This is a genomic window from Psychrobacter sp. Pi2-52 (assembly GCF_904846705.1).
Lineage (GTDB): Bacteria > Pseudomonadota > Gammaproteobacteria > Pseudomonadales > Moraxellaceae > Psychrobacter.
In genome coordinates, this window is sequence record NZ_CAJHBS010000006.1 from 100,063 (window position 1) to 120,598 (window position 20,536).

A 20,536-nucleotide genomic window follows, 5' to 3' on the forward strand; every position below is an offset into this window, starting at 1 on the left:
TTAACTCTCATTTTTTCAATACTGTAAATAAGGTTCTATTTTTTAAGGCTGTTGTTATGCTTACGACCAATCAAACTTTTCAGGGAACGGTTGCTTCGGTAACATCGAGCTTTTTATTCTCGATGATGTTTTTGTTTGGACTGTTTATGCTGCCCTTAACAGGGACGCAGGTAGCGTCATGGCGTGTGCTCATGATGTTGCTCAGTTTGGTAATATTGGTCAGTTTGACTAAGCAGTGGCAACGTGTTTTTGATTATATAAAGACGCTAAAGACAGTCAAGGAATGGTTAATATTTATACTGCCTGCGCCAATCCTAGGTGGACAGATTTGGTTGTTTATGTGGGCGCCGGTCAATGGGTTTGGTCTCGATGTCACGTTGGGTTATTTCTTATTGCCGCTAGTGATGATTGTGCTTGGTCGATTCTTTTATCATGAGTATATGAGCATCTTGCAGTGGGCTGCTGCGATATTTGCAGCACTCGGTATCGGCTACGATATTGTTCAGTATGGTTCAGTCTCTTGGGTGACATTGTTTGTATGCTTGGGTTATCCACCATATTACCTGCTACGACGCACTCTCTCTGTACCGCCCATTACAGGGTTATTGTTTGATTTGACGCTGTTGACACCAGTTGTGCTCATCGTGCTCTACATGACAGGCGGTTTTGATGTTGCGGCGCAAGACGTGAAGTTCTGGTATCTACTGCCACTGCTTGGTGCTTTTAGTGCGCTTGCGATGTCGCTGACGATGATTGCCAGTAGCAAGCTGCCAGTATCACTGTTTGGAGCGCTAAGTTATATAGAGCCGATGCTGTTATTTGTGTTGTCTATCACGGTTCTGAGTCAAAGCCTTGAAGAAGGTGGTTCGCTCTTTATGTACGGGATGATTACCCTTGCGCTACTGGTCATGATGGCCGATAGCGTAAAAGGCTACCTCGTTCGTCAGCGTAATGACCGCTTGCATGGTTATAGAGAGCTTCAGATTGGCGGCTTTCCACCGCGTCGTCATTTTATCAATCAGCGTATCGATGGTGTGCTAAAAGCCCATCGTTTTCGTAAGATTCGTCGTTACCAAAAGAAGATGGATAAGATACAGCAAAAAATCGAACAACTTGATGCAAAATAAGCACTTACCTGCATTAAATTTACTCAATTTAAAAGTTTAGACACTAGATGAGCAGTGGCATTGCTTATTCATTCTGACTTTGACATAATGCCGACCATGATGTAAGCCTAATACATCAAAAGCGTTCAACTTAGATTGCGCGACGACCTTATATGCAAAAGCCTCAGACGTTCTCGTCTGAGGCTTTTGTTTTTTTTAAAAATTGCCATGGATGTGCCCCAATCTTTAAAGGCTGTTGTGATGCTGACTATTAACCAAACCTCGCAGGGTACAATCACTGCTGTCGCTGCAAATTTTTTATACTCATTGCTGTTCTTATTTGGTCTACTGCTGCAACCATTATCAGGTACGCAAGTCGCTTCGTGGCGCGTGCTAACAATGTTTTTTAGTCTCGTGCTGCTGGTCAGCGTATTAAAGCAGTGGCAGCACATTTTCGATTATCTAAAAACACTAAAGAACGCGAAAGAGTGGTTTTTATTTATACTACCCACACCGATTTTGGGCGCGCAAATCTGGATATTTATGTGGGCGCCAGTTAATGGTTTGGGACTTGAGGTAACGTTGGGTTACTTCCTATATCCGATGATTATGATTGTTGTCGGCAGGTTCTTTTACAACGAAGACATGAGCTTACTTCAGTGGGCTGCCATTGTGTGTGCAGGTCTTGATATCGCTTACGATATTTTTGAGTATGGCGCTATTTCTTGGGCGACTTTGTTTGTTTGCTTGGGTTATCCTCCTTATTATCTATTACGCCGTAAGCTTGCAGTACCGCCTATTACTGGTCTGATTTCAGACCTTGTATTGTTGTTGCCAGTGGTATTGGTCGCACTGTATATGAATGGTGGTTTTGAAGTAGCAATCACCAACCACAAGCTTTGGTATCTGCTGCCATTATTAGGCATTATTAGCACCGCTGCGATGTCACTAACGATGGTGGCCAGTCAGAAGTTGCCTGTTTCACTGTTTGGCACTCTGTGCTACCTTGAGCCAATATTCTTGTTCATATTCTCAATCGCAATTTTAGATCGTAACTTACATGATGGTGGCTCCATGCTGATGTACAGCATGATCTTTATCGCACTGCTGATTATGATTGCCGATAGCGCATTAGGTTATACGGCGCGTAAACGTGAAGACCGCTTACATGGCTACAATGAGCCACAAGTAGGCAGTTTTCCACCACGCCGTCGTCTCAAAAACCGCCGTATCAAAGGTGTACTAATCGCGCATCGATTCCGTCAGATCAAGAAGTATCAGCAAAAAATAGATAAAATGACGCGCAAGATTGAAGCATTGCATTTAGATTGATGTCAAAGAGTACGAGTACACCGTCTGAGATAGTATCGATTCGGTAGGCATAGTTTTCCATCATGTCTGCCAACTCACAGTATTAAAGAAGTACAAATTACGCTATTATCGAGAGCAGTGGTGCCACAATCGATTAAACGTATGGTGCTATATCTGAGATATTATGCTGATTTACTACAATATATAACTAGGACGGTTTATGTTACATCTTCATCATTTAGCAAACTCGCGCTCGTTTCGTATTATCTGGCTGTTGGAAGAGCTCGGCGCCGATTATAAACTGACTTGCTATGAGCGCAACAAGGCATACCGTGCTCCTGATAGCCTAAAGCAAGTGCATCCGATTGGTAATGCACCGATACTAGAAGCAGACGATCGTGTGCTGATTGAGTCAGGGTTTATCATTGAGTATTTGATTAAGCACTATGATAAAGAAAAGCAGTTCAAACCTGACGATAATAACGAAGCAGCGTGGGAAGCCTACACGTTTTGGCTACACTTTGCAGAGGCTTCATTGATGCCACTGTTGGTCATGCGTTTGGTATTCACAAAAGTAGTGTCTCAGTCGCCGATGCTAATCAAACCTATCAGCAAAAAAATCCAAGGTCAGATTGAAAAAAATATGATCAGTAGCGGTTTGGAGAAGATGCTAGATATGATGGAGCGTCACTTACATGAAAATCACTGGTTTGCAGGTAGCGAATTTAGCGCCGCTGATATTCAAATGCATCTTGCAGTCTTGGGTGCCAATGCTGGTGCAGGTTTAGATCAGAGTAAATATACCAATCTTTTGAACTGGCTCAAACGCTGCGAAGAACGAGATGCCTTTAAGCGAGCAGAAAAAAAGGGTGGCCGTCTGAATTTTTAGAGGATACTGGTATAATCATCTCTCAACGCTTAAGTAGCCATGTAGACCAAAGGCTTTGTTTATGAATAAACAAAGCCTTTTTTAGGATAATGTTATGACAGAACTAAACACCTCGAATAAAGACCATCTGAAACAAGATAGCCTAGACAAAGATGACAATCAGTCAGCAACTCAAACGTCGCTTAATAAGCAAGATATCAGTATGCAAGAAAATAATAGACAACAGATTAATAGCCAACAAGTCTCTATCAAGTCGTGGTCACAGAAGATTCTGGTAGTGATTCTGTGTGCAGCGAGCTTTTATGGTGGCTGGAAATCTTACGAATCGAATATGGTAAATGAGTGCACGGCCAATGGTGGACAAATGGTTGAAGGTCAAAAGACCATGATATGCCAACTGTCGTAGCTAGGGGACATTCTTCGCTTATCCTATTCCTGTTATTATTTTTATAATTAAGAGACGCTCTCGTACTTCTTAGCCAGTATTCCTGATAAATAAAAGGCATCATTATGCTAAAGCTAACCTTTTTGGGTACCTCTGCAGGTGTACCGACCAAACAGCGTAATGTTACCGCATTAGCAATAGAGTGTCTGAATCCGCATACCTCTGGCGTACAGCAAGGGAGTCGTCAACAGAGTAATCAGAGTAAGAAATCGCGCCCATGGGTGCTGATTGATTGCGGAGAGGGCACGCAGCAGCAATTGCTACATACTAAGCTTTCATTACATCAATTGGCTGCTATCTGCATCACTCATGTGCATGGTGACCATTGCTATGGTCTACCAGGGCTGCTAGCTAGTGCTGCCATGTCAGGACGCCGTGAACCATTAACTTTGATTGCCCCAAAAGCGATTGCTACTTTGCTCGAAGCCATTACCTTAACCACGGAATTGTATTTACCTTTTGCTCTCGATTTTATAGCGATTGAAGAGGTGTTGGCTGAGCAAGGTGATACGAACAAAGTTAATATTAGCTTAAGCGACCAACATCAGCTTGATATTGATATCACGCCGCTATCACATCGAGTTGCTTCTCATGGTTTTGGTATTACTCAGACTATTAGCCGCCGCATCCTTAATACAGATAAGCTTATGGCAGATGGTATTCCAGCAAGTGCACTGTGGGGTAAGTTGCAGCAAGGCGAAGATGTCACGACTGAGGATAATAGACAATTGCACTCAGTAGACTATGTTGATGAGGAAATACAGCGGACGCGAGTGGTGGTGGCAGGAGACAATGATACGCCAAACTGTTTGCGCAAAGCCATTATCGATGCGGATTTATTGGTGCATGAAGCCACTTATACGCATGAGGTCATGATGGCTATTCAAGCCAGAAACCCTGACTATGACCCAATGCATAGCAGTGCGCATGTGGTGGGCACATTCGCGCAAAAGATGAACCTGAAAAACATCATTTTGACCCACTTTAGCGCTCGCTATCAGAACTTTGATAATCCAGATAGCGAAACGCCAAATATGGCATATATTCGCTTAGATGCGCAAAGTGTCTATCAAGGCAATCTATGGCTGGCAGAAGATTTTGCTCAATATACAGTTGATGGGGCTACCGATTTGGCAGACAATCGAGAGGACAACCGCGTGCAGTATATAGGCTCTGCACGCAGTGATTAGACATGGCTAAGCTTAAATATGACCTAGTACTTACTGTCTTCGATAGCCAATTGTGTTTCACCACTCCAAAAGCGGCTGAACTGGTAAGCAACTCGTCCTGAGCGACCACCACGTTCAGAGGCCCAACGTAGCGCATCCTTTCTGATCTTATCAGGCATAGACTGACTTGCTAAAATGTCCTTAGCATCATTATCTATATCAGCTGAGATTTTTTGCTGCTCTAAATTCAGATAATGCTGAACGATATGCAGATAATTCTGCTGATCCATAGGATGGAAGGTGAGGGACAAACCGAATCGATCTGATAATGACACGGTTTCATCAATGGTCTCATAGGGATTGACTTCATCCGTCTGCCCATTATAGATATCGACATTGTCTTTCATCATCTGCGGTAGTAAGCGACGGCGATTACTGGTGGCGTAGACCAGTAGTTTGTCTTGCTCAGAGTCTAGCGAGCCATCGAGCACACTCTTTAGCGCACGATAGCTTTCGTCTTGACCATTAAAAGCGAGGTCATCACAGTATACGATATAGCGGCAATGACAATCTGCTGGTAGGGCATTAATGGCAGCACGAATCTTATCCAATACTTGCAGATCATCGCGCGCAACCTCAATAATACGCAAGCCTTCACTATGATAGGCTTGTAGCAAAGCGCGAATCAATGATGATTTACCGGCACCACGTGTGCCTGACATCAATACATGGTTGGCAGGGTAACCTTTAATAAACTGACGGGTGTTTTGTACCAGTTTCGACTTTTGTGTATCGATACCATGCAAGTCATCTAAGCTCAAAAACAGGTTGACCGACAAAGGCTGGAGGTGACCAGTGCGTCCACCAACCCAGCGATAAGCAAGCTGACTTGGATCGATTTCAATAGTTGGTGTGACTCGCTCTTGTAAGTATTGACTGAGTAAGTCTAACAACGGTGCAGGTAGGGCATAAGTAGGTTGGTCAGATGGCATGGTTGGGATATTTGGTTGGGACATAGTGGCTCTAGCAATTAAGGTTGTCTTTAATACCATACCCAAAAATACAATTAACGCTGCTGAAATTTCAGTGCCTACAATCTTAGTACCTAGTAATCATAGTACTTGTAATCATTATTCGCGCTATTATTATCTTTGGAAATGATACGAATGGGAAGGCAATAATCTCACTATATTATGAGAAACAATACCATGGAAAATAGTGCCAGTAATCCGTCTATTACGCAAGCCTTGCAAGCGCAGGCGATGCAGCTACTGCCTATTATTACCAAAGAACTAGACGCACAAGATTTTAGGAAAATAGTGCATCAACGTATTGCTCAGCAAAGCACAGAACAAACGCAAGATATCAAAACGCGACATGTCGACAATACTTACTTCCAAGGTTTAACACGTGCCCAGCATCCACAATTTGGTAGCGTGATGATTAAATGGCAGTTGAGTGATGGCGTTTATCCTATCGCTTCTGATTTAGCTCACGAAGCGGATATTTTAGCTGCTGTAAATGCTTCATTAAAAATCAAAGATAACGTTATCGCACCACCACTATTGGCTCATCATTGCGTGGATGTTCAGATACTATCGCAGTTGCAACGACTAGTTATAGTAGTCACACCTTATTACTCTAATGGTAGCTTGGCGAGTCAACTGACCGCTTCAAAACATCTGTCATTGAGAGCATCACAAAAGCATCATTTCATCACTCAGGCTGCATACTTGATAGCTAATTTGCATCAGGCTGGTTGGCTACATAATGATATTAAACCCAGTAATATCTTGGTTGAAGGTTCTGATGATGAGTGGCCAGTAGATACTATGAGTAATAGTCTGACCCCTAGATTATTACTCACTGATTTTGCTTTATCACAACGTATGACGATGGCTAATAGCCAACCAAATCCTGCTGGCACACCAGCATATCTCGCACCTGAGCGCTGGCAAGGTCAGGGTGCAACGGTGCAAAGTGATATCTACGCGTTTGGCGTAATGATAGTTGAAATACTAACAGGAAAACGCCCTTTTCAGATAAATGCCGACAGCCATGATAAATCAAAAGCGTGGGCGATTCAGCATTGCCAGCAACCCATTCCAACATTGTCAGCAGAATATAGTCACTATCAATATATGGTCGATAAAGCATTGGCGAAACGGGTAGAGAGACGGTATCAGGAGATGGATAAGATATTGATAGATTTAAAGTTATTAAAAAATAGCTGAATTTATTATTTTATTTTAAAAAGTGATTGTTTGTAGTATTCACATATTACCTAGTTGTTGTTTTTTATGTTTGAATGGATATTCAGACTCATTTTAAGCGAAGTCGTTATAAACTAATTTGGGTTCCCATATTTCATTACAATACAGTGAGAATATCATGGCTAAAGTACTTATCATTACCGGTGATTTTGTTGAAGACTATGAAAACATGGTTCCGTTCCAAGCACTACTAGCAATGGGGCACGAGGTTGATGCGGTATGCCCAGATAAGGTTGCAGGTGATAGCATTGCTACCTCAATACACGACTTTGAAGGTGATCAAACTTATACCGAAAAACGCGGTCATAATTTTGTCCTTAATGCGTCTTTTGCTGATATCAATGTAGAAGATTACGATGCTTTGTATTTGCCAGGTGGACGTGCACCAGAATACTTGCGCTTGAATGCTAAGGTCATTGCGATGATTCAGCATTTCGCAAATACTGATAAACCGATTGCCTCAGTTTGTCATGGGCCACAAATGCTGACAGCTGCTGGCGTATTGAAGGGTAAAAAAGTATCTGCTTATCCTGCATGTCAGCCAGAAATAGAAATGGCTGGCGCTGAGTATGTCAAGTTACCTATGGATGGCGCTATTACAGATGGCCAACTGGTAACGGCACCAGCATGGCCTGCTCACCCAGCGATGTTAAAGCAGTTTGTTGCTTTACTATAAGTATTAATTCGGGTCTGTTGAGCGTTCAATAGACCCCAGTATCGAAAGAGGATATATATGTGCCAACTTTTTATTAGTGCTGACGACAGCTTGTGGAGCTCTAGAACCAAATCGCTTCGTATTCAGGGCGTTGTAACCTCAATTCGTTTAGAAGTGTTTTTTTGGGATATATTAGAAGAGGTGTCATTTCGTGATCAAATGACGGTTAATCAACTGATCACTAAGCTATATCTTGAATCTCTCGATGCTGATCATGACATTGGCAATTTCACCTCTTTTTTAAGAGTTTGTTGTTCTCGTTATTTGTCTTTAATAGCCGATGGCGATCTTTCTCGCGAAACAAGATTACCTTTAGAAAAAGTCGATGCCAAAAATATAATTCAACGTGAAGCCCTTCGTAAAAATCAACGTAGTGCATTATTCAATGATAGTGAGGGAAACCTTTCTATTAATTAGTTCTGTCTATGGCAAGTACATCAAAGCATTGATGCCGCGGGTAGAGAGGAGCTATTAGCGTATGGATGAAGTGTTAAAAAATTTAGGAAGGATAGAAAAGTAGATTAATACTTTTAACAAGATACTTTATAGTTTTAATACCAAATTTTAGACACAAAAAAACCTGCTAAAAAGCAGGTTTTGATATTTGGTCTAAGATGTACTATCCGAAAATGGTGGGGCTGGAGAGACTCGAACTCTCACACCTTGCGGCGCCAGAACCTAAATCTGGTGCGTCTACCAATTCCGCCACAGCCCCATTTTCGTTACTCTATCATCAAAAGCGATTAAACTCAAACGCTATCTAGACAGTTAACTGATTCGGTAGTGCGTCTCAGTGGTTGGCTATTATATAGAGTTTTAATTGTTTGGCAACCCCTATTTGCAATTATTTTTAATTATTTATCATTTATTTTCGATATTGATTTTAAGTAATTGATATTAATCATAATTTAATATCATGTTTTATGCGTTTATTTATTCTTTAGTTGGTACTCTCGGGGCAGAGATATCCAATTGCTGTAATTTGCGTGTCAGAGTATTGCGTCCCCAACCAAGTAAGCTCGCTGCTTCTATTTTTTTGCCACCGCTATGATTGAGTGCTGCTGTTAATAAAACGCGCTCAAACTCAGGGGTTGCTGTTTGCAAAATATCAGTTTGACCCGTACTTAGCGACTGCTCAGCCCAATCAGCCAATGCTTGCTGCCAACTTTGGCTTTTAGGCAACGGGCTACTTCGCTCATTTTGATGACTGTTTAATGAACTGCCATTTAACACATCGCCACTTTGTACCAAATGCTCTTGAGCGTCTTCCTTTGATGAGCCATGCTCTTCATAAAGCACCGCATTAGGTGAGATGTTTTCAAGTAGCTCTGGTGGCAAGTCTGTCGCCATCACCGTATCACCAGTGGCCATCACAGTGAGCCACAAGCAGACGTTTTCTAATTGACGCACGTTACCACGCCAGTCAAACGTCTGCATAATTTGCAATGCGGCAGGATGTAGATGCTTTGGAGAGGTACTCATTTGCTCTGCGGCAGACTGCATAAAGTAGAGGGCTAATGCAGGAATGTCTTCAGGGCGTGTACGTAGTGGTGGTAGGGGTAATCTAATGACATTGAGGCGATAAAATAAGTCTTCGCGGAATCGGCTTTGTTTTACTAGCTCTTCTAAGTTTTGGTGGGTGGCTGCGATGATACGTACATCGACCTTTATCGGCTGCTGACCACCAACACGATAAAACTCACCATTGGCTAGGACGCGTAACAGCCGTGTCTGAGTGCTAAAAGGCATGTCGCCGATTTCGTCTAGAAATAGAGTACCGCCATCTGCCTGCTCAAAACGGCCTTGACGCATCGTCGTTGCACCAGTGAACGCGCCTTTTTCGTGACCAAATAGCTCAGACTCGATCAAGTCATGTGGTATGGCTGCCATATTAAGCGCAATAAACGGTTGCTGCTTACGAGGGGAGTGTTGGTGTAAAGCACTAGCAACCAACTCTTTACCCGTTCCAGACTCGCCAGTGATTAAGACGGAAATGGGGGATTGAGCCAGTCTGCCAATAGCACGAAACACCGTTTGCATGGCTGGTGACTGTCCAATGATGCCGCTAGGGTTCCCATTACTTTTGTTTTCGACGGCACCTTTGTTCCTATTGTCTTTGGTTATCTTACTGGCAGGAGCCACTTTAGGTTTTAGCAAGTTTTCAGTAGAAATGTCAGATGCTGTATTGGTATTTGGTTCATCTGAAAGGGAAGCAGTCGTTGTTTCTAAATTGGGTTGGTAATTGATGGCTTTATAAATCGTTGCAACCGCATCATCTAAGTCAAAAGGCTTGGGCAGGTATTCAAAAGCACCAGTCTGATAGCTATTGATAGCAGAGGTCAGGTCTGAGTGTGCCGTCATAATTACGATTGGCATTTTAGGGAAATGCTGATGGACCCAGTCGCTAAAAGACAATCCATCCATCATTGGCATACGAATATCGGTCAATATGACGTCTGGTAATTGCTCGGCTGACTCTTGCTGCTTTAACACATCATTAAGGCGAGTCCATGCTGCTTGGGCTTGGGTAAAACTGATAACGGTCAATCCAGCATCTTCAAACGTGTCTGCCAACACCATACGTAGAGCTGCATCGTCATCGATTAACCACAATGTTGCAGGGTGGTCGCTGGGTGCATTATTCACAGTTACTATTTGTGATTGTGTTGATTGATCATCGCTTTTAGGTTGGAGGTTCTCGCTATATTCAGTCATGTATTGGGCCTAATCAGCAATTATTGATGGTAAGTTGGGGATTGGGAGTTGAGCGTTATGAAACTTAGCAGCCTTTAATTCATAATTTGTTTTATGTCTCAATGATGGGTTGAGTAAACGGTAGATATAGCGTAAATCGGGTTTGCTTATCTTCTTGCTCTTTTGTCGAGCTCACATCAATCATACCATGATGATGACTGATAATATCTTGGACGATGGATAATCCAAGACCTGTACCGGCTGCACGGCTAGTGACCATCGGGAAAAATATTTGACCAATCAGGGCTGGATCAATACCTGAGCCATTATCGGTAATGGTAATTTGCATCACTTGCTTGTGCTGCTGTCCGACGATCGTATGCTGAAAGGCAACCCGCGTTTGAATATGCAATGTCGGTTGATAATCAGAATTGCGCTCAGTTTGTATGGTAGCTTGTGGTGATTCTTGAGACTCTGAGATTTTATTCTGTTGTAGTGTTTGTTCGAATTCAGTCATTGACTCACAAGCATTATTGATAAGGTTTAAAAACACTTGAATTAACTGATCTTTGTCAGCGCACAACTCTGGCAATGATAAATCATAATCACGCTGTAACACTACCTGTGGATACTGATTGGTCACTAAGGTTAAAACATGCTCTAAAGGCTCATGGATATTGAGCGTTTGCCAGTTTGGCAGTTGATTGGAACCCAGAAGCTGCCCAATAAGATGAGTCAATCGATCAGTCTCTGAAATAATAATGTCCGTATAGTTGCGCAGTTTTTGATTCATTTTTTGCAAATCATGCTGCGTGTCAGCGTTGGTAGTTGTCAAAGCATTGTCAGCGCTAGAGGTGTTAGTAGTAGATGCGTCGCTGAATTTAATGAACTGCCGTTGCAACAGTTGTGCTGCTCCGCGAATACCAGCAAGAGGGTTTTTTATTTCGTGCGCCACTGAGCGTAGCATATGACGGGCAACTGTATATTGCTGCTGTTGACGCTGCTCCTCAGAGATACGACTTTGACGATCTTTACCCCACATCTCTATAATAAAATAAGGCTGCTGTTCATAGATGACTGGCGTGACGCTATAGTCGACTGACAGTGATAAATTACCGTTTAGCGGTGTTTTTATGATGTGGTCATGATCGATAAAAGGCTGTTGGTAGTTTTGCGCTTGCACAAAGCGCTCGGTCAACGAGTATGCTGGCTCGCTCGAAGGCTCATTTTCATTTATATCACCACTATCATTATCTATAGATGTAGTATCTTTAATCTTTAACTCATCAGGTGCGAGCAGGGTTAAGATGGATTGATTGATTAGTCTGCCGCTACTAATGGCGAGTAACTGCTCGGCTTGAGCATTCAACCGTGTGATTGATAGCTCATCGTTAACCCATAGAATAGCGGTGAATAAATGCTGAGATATAAATGCGAGGTCAGGGGTTGTTTTGGCGGTTATAAAATCAGCGTTCATCAGTAGTACCCAAAAAAATCAGAAGTTTGAGATAATATTTAACCATAAATCAAGACTATAGAGCGGCAAAACTGGTGATTTTTGCAAAAAAAACGTACAATGCGCTCAGCCAATTTATCTCTAGCAAGGTCAGCCATGTCCAAAACTTCTACCGAGTCAGTGAATACGACAGCAACAGCTCCTCTATCTGCCGTAAAAGACACTGCCACTATCTTCAATCCTGCCGCGCCTACCATAGTACAAGAGCAGAGTCAGGCAGATGTCAGTCAAACAGATGCTAAACAACCTTACCATCATAAAGCCAACCATAACCAGAACCGTAGTGTAGCCCAAAGCAGCGATGTTACGACTGCCAATGCGACTGCTACGATGCCAGTTAGTGCAGCGCCAAAGATTGGTTTTGTGTCACTAGGTTGTCCAAAAGCATTGGTGGATAGTGAGCGTATTATCACTGAGCTAAGCCGTGATGGCTATCAAGTAGCCAGTGATTATGATGGTGCTGACTTAGTCGTGGTAAACACTTGCGGCTTTATTGAATCAGCAGTACAAGAGTCGCTTGATGCGATCGGCGAGGCCATTAGCAAAAACGGTAAAGTGATTGTCACTGGCTGTTTGGGCAAAGAAGCGGACAAAATCCGTGAGATGCATCCAGCTGTACTAGCAGTGACGGGCGCGCATGCCTATGACGAAGTGATTACGGCAGTAGCGCAGCATGTGCCTAAGCCAAATCACAGTCAGGACGCCAACTATGATCCAAAAATAGATTTGATTAATGAAGCGGGTATCAAACTGACCCCAAGTCATTATGCTTATCTAAAAATATCAGAAGGCTGTAACCATCGTTGTACGTTCTGCATTATCCCAAGCTTGCGCGGTGATTTGGTATCGCGTCCGATTGATAATGTAATGAACGAAGCACTGGCACTCAAAAAAGCTGGCGTGAAAGAATTACTTATCATCTCGCAAGATACTTCGGCATATGGTCTTGACCTAAAGTACAAGACCAGTTTTTGGAATGGTATGCCTCTTAAGTCTAAGTTTTATGACTTATGCCAAGCATTGAACGATTTGGGCATTTGGGTTCGCTTGCATTATGTCTATCCGTATCCACACGTAGACAAAGTCGTTGAGTTGATGGGTGAGAAGAAACTGCTTCCTTACCTAGATATTCCGTTCCAGCATGCCAGTCATCGCATCCTAAAAGCGATGAAACGTCCTGCGCATAGCGAAAACACTTTGGCCTGTATCAAAGCGTGGCGTGACATCTGTCCTGATATCGTCATTCGCTCGACCTTTGTGGTTGGCTTCCCTGGCGAAACAGAAGAAGATTTTCAGTGCTTGCTTGATTGGCTAGTTGAAGCACGTCTCGATCGCGTGGGCGCATTCACTTATTCAGAAGTAGAAGGCGCAGTGGCTAATGATTTGCCTGATCATGTGCCTGAAGACGTTAAGCAATCTCGTTATGAGCGTTTAATGGCGCTACAGCAAGATATTTCAGCGCAAAAGCTACAGGAAAAAGTCGGCAAGACTTTAACGGTATTGGTCGATGAAATTGATAGCGATGAAAATATTGCTATTTGCCGTAGCTATGCTGATGCACCTGAAATTGATGGTCATGTCTATGTTGATGACATCAACGCTCAAGTTAAAGTAGGGCAGTTCTTAACCGTGACTATCGATGATGCTAGCGAATATGATCTGTTCGCCAGTTATCAAGGCTAGATATCCAATAAGATATGCGAGTGAAAATTGCCCAATGGCGGGCAGTTTTTGCTACAATTAGCGCAATTTAGCCTTTTTAATACGCTTAGCTGTAAGTGTAGCGTTGTGGGCAAACTCGATTTGTATTTTACCGATAATTTTCTTTATAATTTCATGATAACAAGGTGACCTCATGTCTGACAAAAACCCGCGTTACGCTCGTATCTTGCTGAAACTCTCCGGTGAAGCCTTAGCTGGTAGTAAAGACATGGGTATTGATACCGAAGTGCTTGATAAAATGAGCTTATCTATCGCTCACTTGCGTGGACTCGGTGTCCAAGTTGGTATCGTAGTCGGCGGTGGTAACTTATATCGCGGTGCACAGTTACAAAAAGAAGGCCTGGTTGGCCGTGTTACTGGTGATCAGATGGGCATGCTAGCGACCGTTATGAACGGACTGGCAATGCGTGATGCGCTTGAGCGTCGCAACATCAAAACGCGCTTGATGTCTGCATTGCCGATTGGTGAAGTTACTGAAAGCTATAGCAGTCGTAATGCCATTCGTTATCTTAAAAACGGTGAAGTTTGTATCTTTGTCGCAGGTACAGGTAACCCATTCTTTACCACTGACACTGCTGCTTGTTTGCGCGGTATTGAGATCGAAGCTGGTTTGATTTTAAAAGCGACTAAGGTCGACGGCGTTTATGACAAAGACCCAAGCCTACATGATGATGCAGTCAAATATGACGGTCTGACCTTTGATGAAGTACTAGAGCAAAAGCTAGGCGTCATGGATTTAACGGCTATCGCATTATGTCGTGAGCATAACGTACCGCTGCAAGTGTTTGATATGACTAAGCCTAATGCATTATTGAATGTCATCATGGGTGAGAATGAAGGCACACGAGTTTTTCATTAATTGATGCAATACTGGCAACTAACGTCAGTAAATAGCTAACGATTAGCAATAAATAATTAATATCCCAATAGCAAATAAAAGATTTGTCGGTAACGATAAATAAGGATACACAATGATTAAAGAGATTAAGCAAGACGGCGAAGCACGCATGCAAAAAACATTGGAAGCGCTTGAAAGCACTTTCAGTAAAGTTCGTACTGGTCGTGCGCATCCAGGTATGTTGTCAGGTGTGATGGTCAGCTACTACGGTTCTGATACACCATTGAACCAAGTGGCAAGCGTGAACGTTGAAGACTCACGTACCTTGCTGGTTCAACCGTTTGACCGTACGATGGTACAAGCAGTAGATAAGGCCATTCGTGAAGCAGATTTGGGTCTAAACCCAATGTCTGCTGATGTGATTCGTGTGCCGATGCCAGCATTAACAGAAGATACCCGTCGCGATATGCAAAAACTTGCACGTGGTGAAGCTGAGAGCAGCCGAGTTTCTATCCGTAATATTCGCCGTGACATGATGAATGACATCAAAGACTTGGCAAAGGAAAAAGAAATCTCAGAAGATGATGAGCGCCGCGCTAGTGATGATATTCAAAAAATCACTGACAAATATATCGAAACAATCGATGCTCGCTTGAGTAAGAAAGAAAGCGATTTGATGGAAGTTTAATACTGATATATTTGGTATTGATAGCAAGAAACAGTTCAGAAGATTATCTGTAATTGAGCAGCCAATACTTTATAGCTATTGGCTGTTTATTATTGTGTAGACTGATATAGTCAATCCTTTATAAAGAGTGACAGCGTTAACCTCGCTTAAAGTATCACAGTTACATCTGCACTCGGTTGCGCTGTCTCTCTTTTAAACTGAATCAACTATATGAAGCCATATCTAAAGCAAGCCAAAGGTGTGGTTGATTGAGCTGTGTCCATCGCATTCTGAACACTAAAAACTAACGACGCAATTATGATAAGTTAGTGAATTATATAAATGGCGCTTTTTAATCGCTGTTGCACACGTTATTATTATTTTACCTCAACAATAAGCAAGTTCGCCTATGTCCACTTCAGCCGTTTTGGCGCCCGCTATTCTTCCTCGTCATATCGCAATCATTATGGATGGTAATAATCGCTATGGTAAGGCCAATGATTTGGGCCACGGTCAAGGGCATGTGGCTGGCAAAGACGCGCTCGATCCTATCGTTGAGTATTGTGTCAATACAGGCATTGAAGTGCTGACCGTATTTGCATTTTCTAGTGAAAATTGGCAGAGACCGCCTAGTGAAGTGGCACTGTTGATGCAGCTGCTCACATCGACGATTCATGAGCAAATGCCGCGTATGAATGAGTATCGTATTCGCTTGCGTTTCATCGGTGATCGCAGTCAACTTAGTGAGTCATTACAAACGCTAATGGCTGATGCGGAAGAAAAGACGGCGGATTTTGATGCAATGACGCTGGTGATTGCAATTAGCTACGGTGGACAGTGGGATATCGCAAACGCAGCAAAACAGCTGGCTCAGCAAGTGCAAGCTGGCGAATTAAAAGCTGAAGATGTCAGCGAAGAGTTGTTAGGTAACTACGTACAATTAGCCGATACCCCAGCAGTAGATATGCTGGTGCGTACGGGCGGCGAGTATCGTATTTCTAATTTCTTATTGTGGCAATCTGCTTACGCTGAGCTGTTTTTCACTCCTACATTATGGCCAAATTTTGCAGCAGAAGAGCTGGCTTCGATGATCGCAGAGTTTGCTAAACGTCAACGTCGCTTTGGTAAAACCAGCGAGCAGGTAGTGATAGAGCAGCAAGGGCACTGAGCAGTGCGTTGATAGATAAGTTTAGTCGGTTCAGTTCAGTTAGTATTGTATAACTGGTCAATAGGGTTGGTTTATGCAATGATAAACGGCTTGAATGAGTATTGAATGCTATCACTAGGCCATCGTTAGTTAGCTGCTATAATGCATTTTTTGACCATCTGTTCTTCATTATTATAAGGCTCGATAAGTATGTGGCAACGAATTAAGACGGCAATTGTTCTCGTTATTATCGTTGGTATTGCAATGTTTGCGAGCCAAACGCCTATTTTATTTGCACCACTGTTGGCCATTGGGGTCATTATCGCCGCTCATGAGTGGGCTAAATTGATGCCTAAATGGCGCCAGCCTGTGGTATTCGTTCTATTGATTTTAGCGCTCACTATATTCTCACTGATGTTCAAGGTGACTTGGCTGTTCTGGTGGGTGGCTTCATTAGTAATATGGTTGATGGCGCTGTCTTGGGTTCGAGTTTTCCCGACACAAACGAGGTGGTACGGCAACCAGCTGGCAATGATGGGCGCGGTTATCTTGACGGCATCTATCACGGCGATGTTCTATCTCTGGCAGTTATCTGCGTGGTGGCTGCTGTATGTGTTCTTGTTAGTATGGTGTGCAGACAGTGGCGCATATTTCGTTGGACGTAAGCTTGGTCGCCGAAAAATGGCACCCAATGTCTCACCCAATAAGAGCATGGAAGGATTGGCAGGTGGCCTTGTCACAGGGCTGTTAGTTGTGGTGGCTATTAGCGTCTTTAAATTACAGCTGACCGGCGTACCCTTAATCGCATTTGTAGCGTTATCGGCCATCACTATTCTTGCCTCTGTACTTGGGGACTTGTTCGAGTCGATGCTCAAGCGCCGTGCTGATGTAAAAGATTCAGGCACTATCTTGCCAGGTCACGGTGGTATCCTTGATCGTATCGATTCACTGTTGTCTGCCACACCGATATTTGCCCTTGGTTTTTGGGCGATACAGCAGCTTGGTTTGATAGTGGTGTAAGGTTATATAGCAGCACTGTTCTATTTAGACCTGTTCTGTAGTCAGTTCACCATAATATTGGTATAAGTCAGACAGCGAGCAATGCGTTGGTATGACAAGCGAAGTTATCAGAGCAGTGGCTTTATAGTTAACAGACGATATTCTATTTTCATTATTTTTAAGTATCATGGGCATTGATGGTTATGACGCAACGCATCGCCGTACTAGGCGCGACAGGCTCGATTGGCGATAGCACCTTAGCAATATTGGCGGCGCAACCGCACACTTACGAAGTCTATGCTTTGTCAGGCTATCATCGCTTAGATAAGCTATTTGCACTCTGTCAGCAATTTCTGCCGAAACGCGTCAGTGTGCCGACGTCAGCCGTGGATGATTTTGCTAACAAGCTTAAAGCAGCAGGGATTGCTAGCGAGGTCGTAGGAGGCGAGGCAGGGTTGGTAGATATTGCCACTGACTCACAGACTGATACAGTGGTAGCAGCGATTGTAGGTGCGGCAGGGCTACCGTCTACATTGGCAGCAGCGCGTGCAGGCAAACGTATCTTATTGGCCAACAAAGAAGCCTTAGTCATGGCTGGTAAAGTCATGATCGATGCGGTCAAGACGCACAAAGCCACTTTGCTGCCGCTGGACTCTGAACACAATGCCATTTTTCAATGCTTGCCACTCGCTATTCAACAAGACAATACGCAAATTCATCAGCCAAATCATGGTGTCCGCAAACTGTGGTTAACAGCCTCTGGTGGGCCATTTTTGCAGCAGTCGTTTGAGCAGATGCAGCAGGCAAGCGTCGCAGAAGCGGTCAAACACCCTAACTGGTCAATGGGTCAAAAGATATCCGTCGATTCGGCGACGATGATGAACAAGGGGCTTGAGCTGATAGAAGCCTGTCACTTATTTGATTTGCCTGAAGATAAGATAAATGTGGTTATTCATCCACAAAGTATCATTCACTCAATGGTAGAATATAGCGATGGCAGCTTTTTGGCGCAGCTGGGCAGTCCAGACATGAAAACGCCCATTGCGCACGCGCTGAGTTATCCTGATCGGATGGATAGTGGCTCACAGCCGTTAGACTTATTTGCACTTAGTGGTTTGGAGTTTATTGAGCCTGACTTGCAAAAATTTGCCTGCCTGCGTTTGGCTCGCCAAGCCATGCAAGCCGGGACGCAAGCCACGATTGTGCTCAATGCGGCAAATGAAATTGCAGTAGCGGCGTTCCTCGATGGGAAAATTCGTTTGACTGATATTGCTAATATTAACGAACAAGCCTTAAATGACATACAGCTGCCCCCATTGAACGAAACTGCTGACATAGAAGATATATTGGCAATCGATAAGATTGCACGCCATCTGACTGATAAGTTGGTAGCAAAGCTGACATAATCGTAGCAAGCGTCTCTGAGCGGATATATGACATTAATAAACGATATTAGCGAAAATGTTAGTAAAAATGCTAAGAGACAATACTGAGAAAAAATCATGACGTTTTTACTAACACTTCTTGCCGCCATATTTGTCTTGGGCCCGCTTATTGCCTTACACGAGTGGGGACATTATATTGTGGCGCGGCTTTGCGGCGTCAAAGTGCTAACGTACTCTATCGGTTTTGGCCCTAAAGTTTTTGGTTGGACCAGCAAAAAAAGCGGTATCGACTATCGTATCTCAGCATTGCCACTCGGCGGTTATGTAAAAATGCTGGATGAACGTGAAGGTAATGTCGCAAAAGATGAGCAGCACCTTGCGTTTAATCGGCAGCATCCGCTCAAGAAAATTGCTATCGTTGCAGCTGGCCCTATCATGAATTTTGTCATCGCTATCGCGCTATTTTGGGTACTATTTATGACCCCATCTGAGCAGTTGGCGACTAAGATTGGACAGGTACTACCAGATACGCCTGCTGCAATGGCACAGCTGCCAGTCGGCGATAAGATCGTGGCGATTGATGGACATGATGTGCAGACATGGGAAGGTATTAACTATCGCCTTGCAGGACGTATGGGTGAGACGGATAATGTCAGCATTACCTTGCAGTCAGATGCCCAAACCGATCAGTCGACTAAGACATATAAAGCACCAGTTACGCAGTTTATGCAAGGCGAGGCTCAAGGCAAAGACGCATTGACCAGCTTTGGTATGTTGCCGTGGCAGCCGCAGATTGCGCCGATTGTAGGTGGTTTGGCTCCCGATGGTGCCGCTAGCCGCCAAGGTCTAAAGGTTGGCGACCGCATTACTGCTATTAATAATGAGTCAATCGAAGATTGGATTACTGCCACGCGTATCATTCGTGATAATCCTGAAACGCTATTGAACTTTACGGTGTTGCGTGATGATAAGTCAGTACAGTTGCAGATTATGCCTCAAGGCAAAAAAGACAACTTGGGTAATGATTACGGACAGATTGGTGCAATGGTGGATCAGACTGAGATTGTTATCCCTGACGATTACAAGACTACCGTGGTCTATGGTCCTAGTGAGTCGTTAGTGAAGTCATTTGAAAAGACTGAGCAGCTCGCGGTAATGACCGTAAGCTCGATGGGAAAAATGCTGTCAGGTATGATTGGTTTAGACAACTTATCAGGGCCAATTACCATTGCCAAGGTTGCCAAACAAAGTTTTGATATCAGTTGGCAGATGGTATTATCGACAGCGGCGCTTATTAGCCTGAGTCTTGCCGTCTTAAACCTTTTGCCAATCCCAGTATTAGATGGTGGTCATATTGTTTATCACTTTATTGAGTTGATTCGCGGCAAGCCACTGTCTGAAGGTGTACAAATGGTCGGTCTAAATATCGGTTTACTCTTGCTGGCAGGTTTCATGGTGTTAGCAATTGGTAATGACATCAGCCGGCTATTTTGATCGGCTGATGAGCAATATGGCTGATAAAGCACGATATACTAATGGTTTTACGCCTATTATAAGCTGATTATTGTTATGATAGGCATGCTACTCTGTGTCGCAGCCTCTGTACTAATCGTAATTTTTAGTTTATTTTGTGATGCAATTTATATAAAGTGTTCTGAGT

18 protein-coding genes and 1 tRNA gene are annotated in these 20,536 nt (G+C 43.4%); 15 read left to right on the plus strand and 4 right to left on the minus strand.

Translation table 11 applies throughout. The annotated features are described in order from the left end of the window. Positions 1–56 precede the first annotated feature (56 nt). The 5 genes from rarD (JMY00_RS05385) (at position 57) to JMY00_RS05405 (ending at position 4,941) form a co-directional block, all read left to right on the plus strand. Positions 57–1,127, plus strand: coding sequence for an EamA family transporter RarD (gene rarD, locus JMY00_RS05385; RefSeq protein ID WP_201579393.1), 1,071 nt, complete (start codon positions 57–59; stop codon positions 1,125–1,127). A 240-nt stretch (positions 1,128–1,367) separates the two neighbouring features. Beyond that, the gene (rarD, locus tag JMY00_RS05390) at positions 1,368–2,438 is read left to right on the plus strand and encodes an EamA family transporter RarD (RefSeq protein ID WP_201579394.1); all 1,071 of its coding nucleotides are present in this window, start codon (positions 1,368–1,370) and stop codon (positions 2,436–2,438) included. 199 nt (positions 2,439–2,637) lie between these two features. Further along, entirely contained in the window at positions 2,638–3,306 is a 669-nt protein-coding gene (locus JMY00_RS05395) for a glutathione S-transferase (protein ID WP_057759100.1), read from the plus strand. A gap of 94 nt (positions 3,307–3,400) precedes the next feature. Next, positions 3,401–3,712, plus strand: a complete 312-nt coding sequence (locus tag JMY00_RS05400; RefSeq protein WP_201579395.1) for a hypothetical protein — start codon at positions 3,401–3,403, stop codon at positions 3,710–3,712. A 104-nt stretch (positions 3,713–3,816) separates the two neighbouring features. Next, positions 3,817–4,941, plus strand: coding sequence for a ribonuclease Z (locus JMY00_RS05405; RefSeq protein WP_201579396.1), 1,125 nt, complete (start codon positions 3,817–3,819; stop codon positions 4,939–4,941). Positions 4,942–4,964: 23 nt separating this feature from the next. Here JMY00_RS05405 and JMY00_RS05410 read toward each other — a convergent pair whose 3' ends face one another. Further along, positions 4,965–5,912, minus strand: a complete 948-nt coding sequence (locus tag JMY00_RS05410) for an ATP-binding protein (RefSeq protein WP_201579425.1) — start codon at positions 5,910–5,912, stop codon at positions 4,965–4,967. A 216-nt stretch (positions 5,913–6,128) separates the two neighbouring features. Here JMY00_RS05410 and JMY00_RS05415 point away from each other — a divergent pair, with 216 nt between their 5' ends. The 3 genes from JMY00_RS05415 to JMY00_RS05425 all read left to right on the plus strand — a co-directional run bounded on the left by JMY00_RS05415 (position 6,129) and on the right by JMY00_RS05425 (position 8,325). Beyond that, the gene (locus JMY00_RS05415; protein ID WP_201579397.1) at positions 6,129–7,154 is read left to right on the plus strand and encodes a protein kinase; all 1,026 of its coding nucleotides are present in this window, start codon (positions 6,129–6,131) and stop codon (positions 7,152–7,154) included. 154 nt (positions 7,155–7,308) lie between these two features. Next, positions 7,309–7,869, plus strand: a complete 561-nt coding sequence (locus JMY00_RS05420) for a DJ-1/PfpI family protein (RefSeq protein WP_277350412.1) — start codon at positions 7,309–7,311, stop codon at positions 7,867–7,869. Positions 7,870–7,926: 57 nt separating this feature from the next. Continuing rightward, on the plus strand, positions 7,927–8,325 hold the full coding sequence (locus JMY00_RS05425) for a ribbon-helix-helix domain-containing protein (protein ID WP_201579398.1): 399 nt from the start codon (positions 7,927–7,929) through the stop codon (positions 8,323–8,325). A gap of 213 nt (positions 8,326–8,538) precedes the next feature. Here JMY00_RS05425 and JMY00_RS05430 read toward each other — a convergent pair. From JMY00_RS05430 to JMY00_RS05440, 3 genes are all read right to left on the minus strand, one after another. Then, positions 8,539–8,623 (minus strand) — tRNA-Leu (locus JMY00_RS05430). 218 nt (positions 8,624–8,841) lie between these two features. Then, entirely contained in the window at positions 8,842–10,623 is a 1,782-nt protein-coding gene (locus JMY00_RS05435) for a sigma 54-interacting transcriptional regulator (RefSeq protein WP_201579399.1), read from the minus strand. Positions 10,624–10,714: 91 nt separating this feature from the next. Further along, positions 10,715–12,079, minus strand: a complete 1,365-nt coding sequence (locus JMY00_RS05440; protein WP_201579400.1) for an ATP-binding protein — start codon at positions 12,077–12,079, stop codon at positions 10,715–10,717. A gap of 135 nt (positions 12,080–12,214) precedes the next feature. Here JMY00_RS05440 and rimO point away from each other — a divergent pair, with 135 nt between their 5' ends. From rimO to rseP, 7 genes are all read left to right on the plus strand, one after another. After that, positions 12,215–13,801: a 30S ribosomal protein S12 methylthiotransferase RimO gene (gene rimO / locus JMY00_RS05445; RefSeq protein WP_201579401.1), complete on the plus strand. Its 1,587-nt coding sequence runs from the start codon at positions 12,215–12,217 to the stop codon at positions 13,799–13,801. Positions 13,802–13,973: 172 nt separating this feature from the next. Then, positions 13,974–14,699, plus strand: a complete 726-nt coding sequence (gene pyrH, locus JMY00_RS05450; RefSeq protein WP_057759121.1) for a UMP kinase — start codon at positions 13,974–13,976, stop codon at positions 14,697–14,699. A gap of 112 nt (positions 14,700–14,811) precedes the next feature. After that, entirely contained in the window at positions 14,812–15,366 is a 555-nt protein-coding gene (gene frr, locus JMY00_RS05455; RefSeq protein ID WP_057759123.1) for a ribosome recycling factor, read from the plus strand. A gap of 388 nt (positions 15,367–15,754) precedes the next feature. Continuing rightward, positions 15,755–16,513: a polyprenyl diphosphate synthase gene (gene uppS, locus JMY00_RS05460; protein ID WP_201579402.1), complete on the plus strand. Its 759-nt coding sequence runs from the start codon at positions 15,755–15,757 to the stop codon at positions 16,511–16,513. Positions 16,514–16,702: 189 nt separating this feature from the next. Continuing rightward, complete coding sequence (locus tag JMY00_RS05465; protein ID WP_201579403.1) at positions 16,703–17,512, plus strand: phosphatidate cytidylyltransferase; 810 nt, start codon at positions 16,703–16,705, stop codon at positions 17,510–17,512. A 176-nt stretch (positions 17,513–17,688) separates the two neighbouring features. Then, positions 17,689–18,897, plus strand: coding sequence for a 1-deoxy-D-xylulose-5-phosphate reductoisomerase (gene ispC, locus JMY00_RS05470; RefSeq protein WP_201579404.1), 1,209 nt, complete (start codon positions 17,689–17,691; stop codon positions 18,895–18,897). Positions 18,898–18,993: 96 nt separating this feature from the next. Next, positions 18,994–20,370, plus strand: coding sequence for an RIP metalloprotease RseP (rseP, locus tag JMY00_RS05475; RefSeq protein ID WP_201579405.1), 1,377 nt, complete (start codon positions 18,994–18,996; stop codon positions 20,368–20,370). Positions 20,371–20,536 lie beyond the last annotated feature (166 nt).

Excerpts from the sequence above, each read along its gene's own strand:
- rarD (WP_201579393.1), top strand. The coding sequence starts at position 57 with ATGCTTACGACCAATCAAACTTTTCAGGGAACGGTTGCTTCGGTAACA.
- rarD (WP_201579394.1), top strand. The coding sequence starts at position 1,368 with ATGCTGACTATTAACCAAACCTCGCAGGGTACAATCACTGCTGTCGCT.
- JMY00_RS05395 (WP_057759100.1), top strand. The coding sequence starts at position 2,638 with ATGTTACATCTTCATCATTTAGCAAACTCGCGCTCGTTTCGTATTATC.
- JMY00_RS05400 (WP_201579395.1), top strand. The coding sequence starts at position 3,401 with ATGACAGAACTAAACACCTCGAATAAAGACCATCTGAAACAAGATAGC.
- JMY00_RS05405 (WP_201579396.1), top strand. The coding sequence starts at position 3,817 with ATGCTAAAGCTAACCTTTTTGGGTACCTCTGCAGGTGTACCGACCAAA.
- JMY00_RS05410 (WP_201579425.1), bottom strand. The coding sequence starts at position 5,912 with ATGCCATCTGACCAACCTACTTATGCCCTACCTGCACCGTTGTTAGAC.
- JMY00_RS05415 (WP_201579397.1), top strand. The coding sequence starts at position 6,129 with ATGGAAAATAGTGCCAGTAATCCGTCTATTACGCAAGCCTTGCAAGCG.
- JMY00_RS05425 (WP_201579398.1), top strand. The coding sequence starts at position 7,927 with ATGTGCCAACTTTTTATTAGTGCTGACGACAGCTTGTGGAGCTCTAGA.
- JMY00_RS05435 (WP_201579399.1), bottom strand. The coding sequence starts at position 10,623 with ATGACTGAATATAGCGAGAACCTCCAACCTAAAAGCGATGATCAATCA.
- JMY00_RS05440 (WP_201579400.1), bottom strand. The coding sequence starts at position 12,079 with ATGAACGCTGATTTTATAACCGCCAAAACAACCCCTGACCTCGCATTT.
- rimO (WP_201579401.1), top strand. The coding sequence starts at position 12,215 with ATGTCCAAAACTTCTACCGAGTCAGTGAATACGACAGCAACAGCTCCT.
- pyrH (WP_057759121.1), top strand. The coding sequence starts at position 13,974 with ATGTCTGACAAAAACCCGCGTTACGCTCGTATCTTGCTGAAACTCTCC.
- frr (WP_057759123.1), top strand. The coding sequence starts at position 14,812 with ATGATTAAAGAGATTAAGCAAGACGGCGAAGCACGCATGCAAAAAACA.
- uppS (WP_201579402.1), top strand. The coding sequence starts at position 15,755 with ATGTCCACTTCAGCCGTTTTGGCGCCCGCTATTCTTCCTCGTCATATC.
- JMY00_RS05465 (WP_201579403.1), top strand. The coding sequence starts at position 16,703 with ATGTGGCAACGAATTAAGACGGCAATTGTTCTCGTTATTATCGTTGGT.
- ispC (WP_201579404.1), top strand. The coding sequence starts at position 17,689 with ATGGTTATGACGCAACGCATCGCCGTACTAGGCGCGACAGGCTCGATT.
- rseP (WP_201579405.1), top strand. The coding sequence starts at position 18,994 with ATGACGTTTTTACTAACACTTCTTGCCGCCATATTTGTCTTGGGCCCG.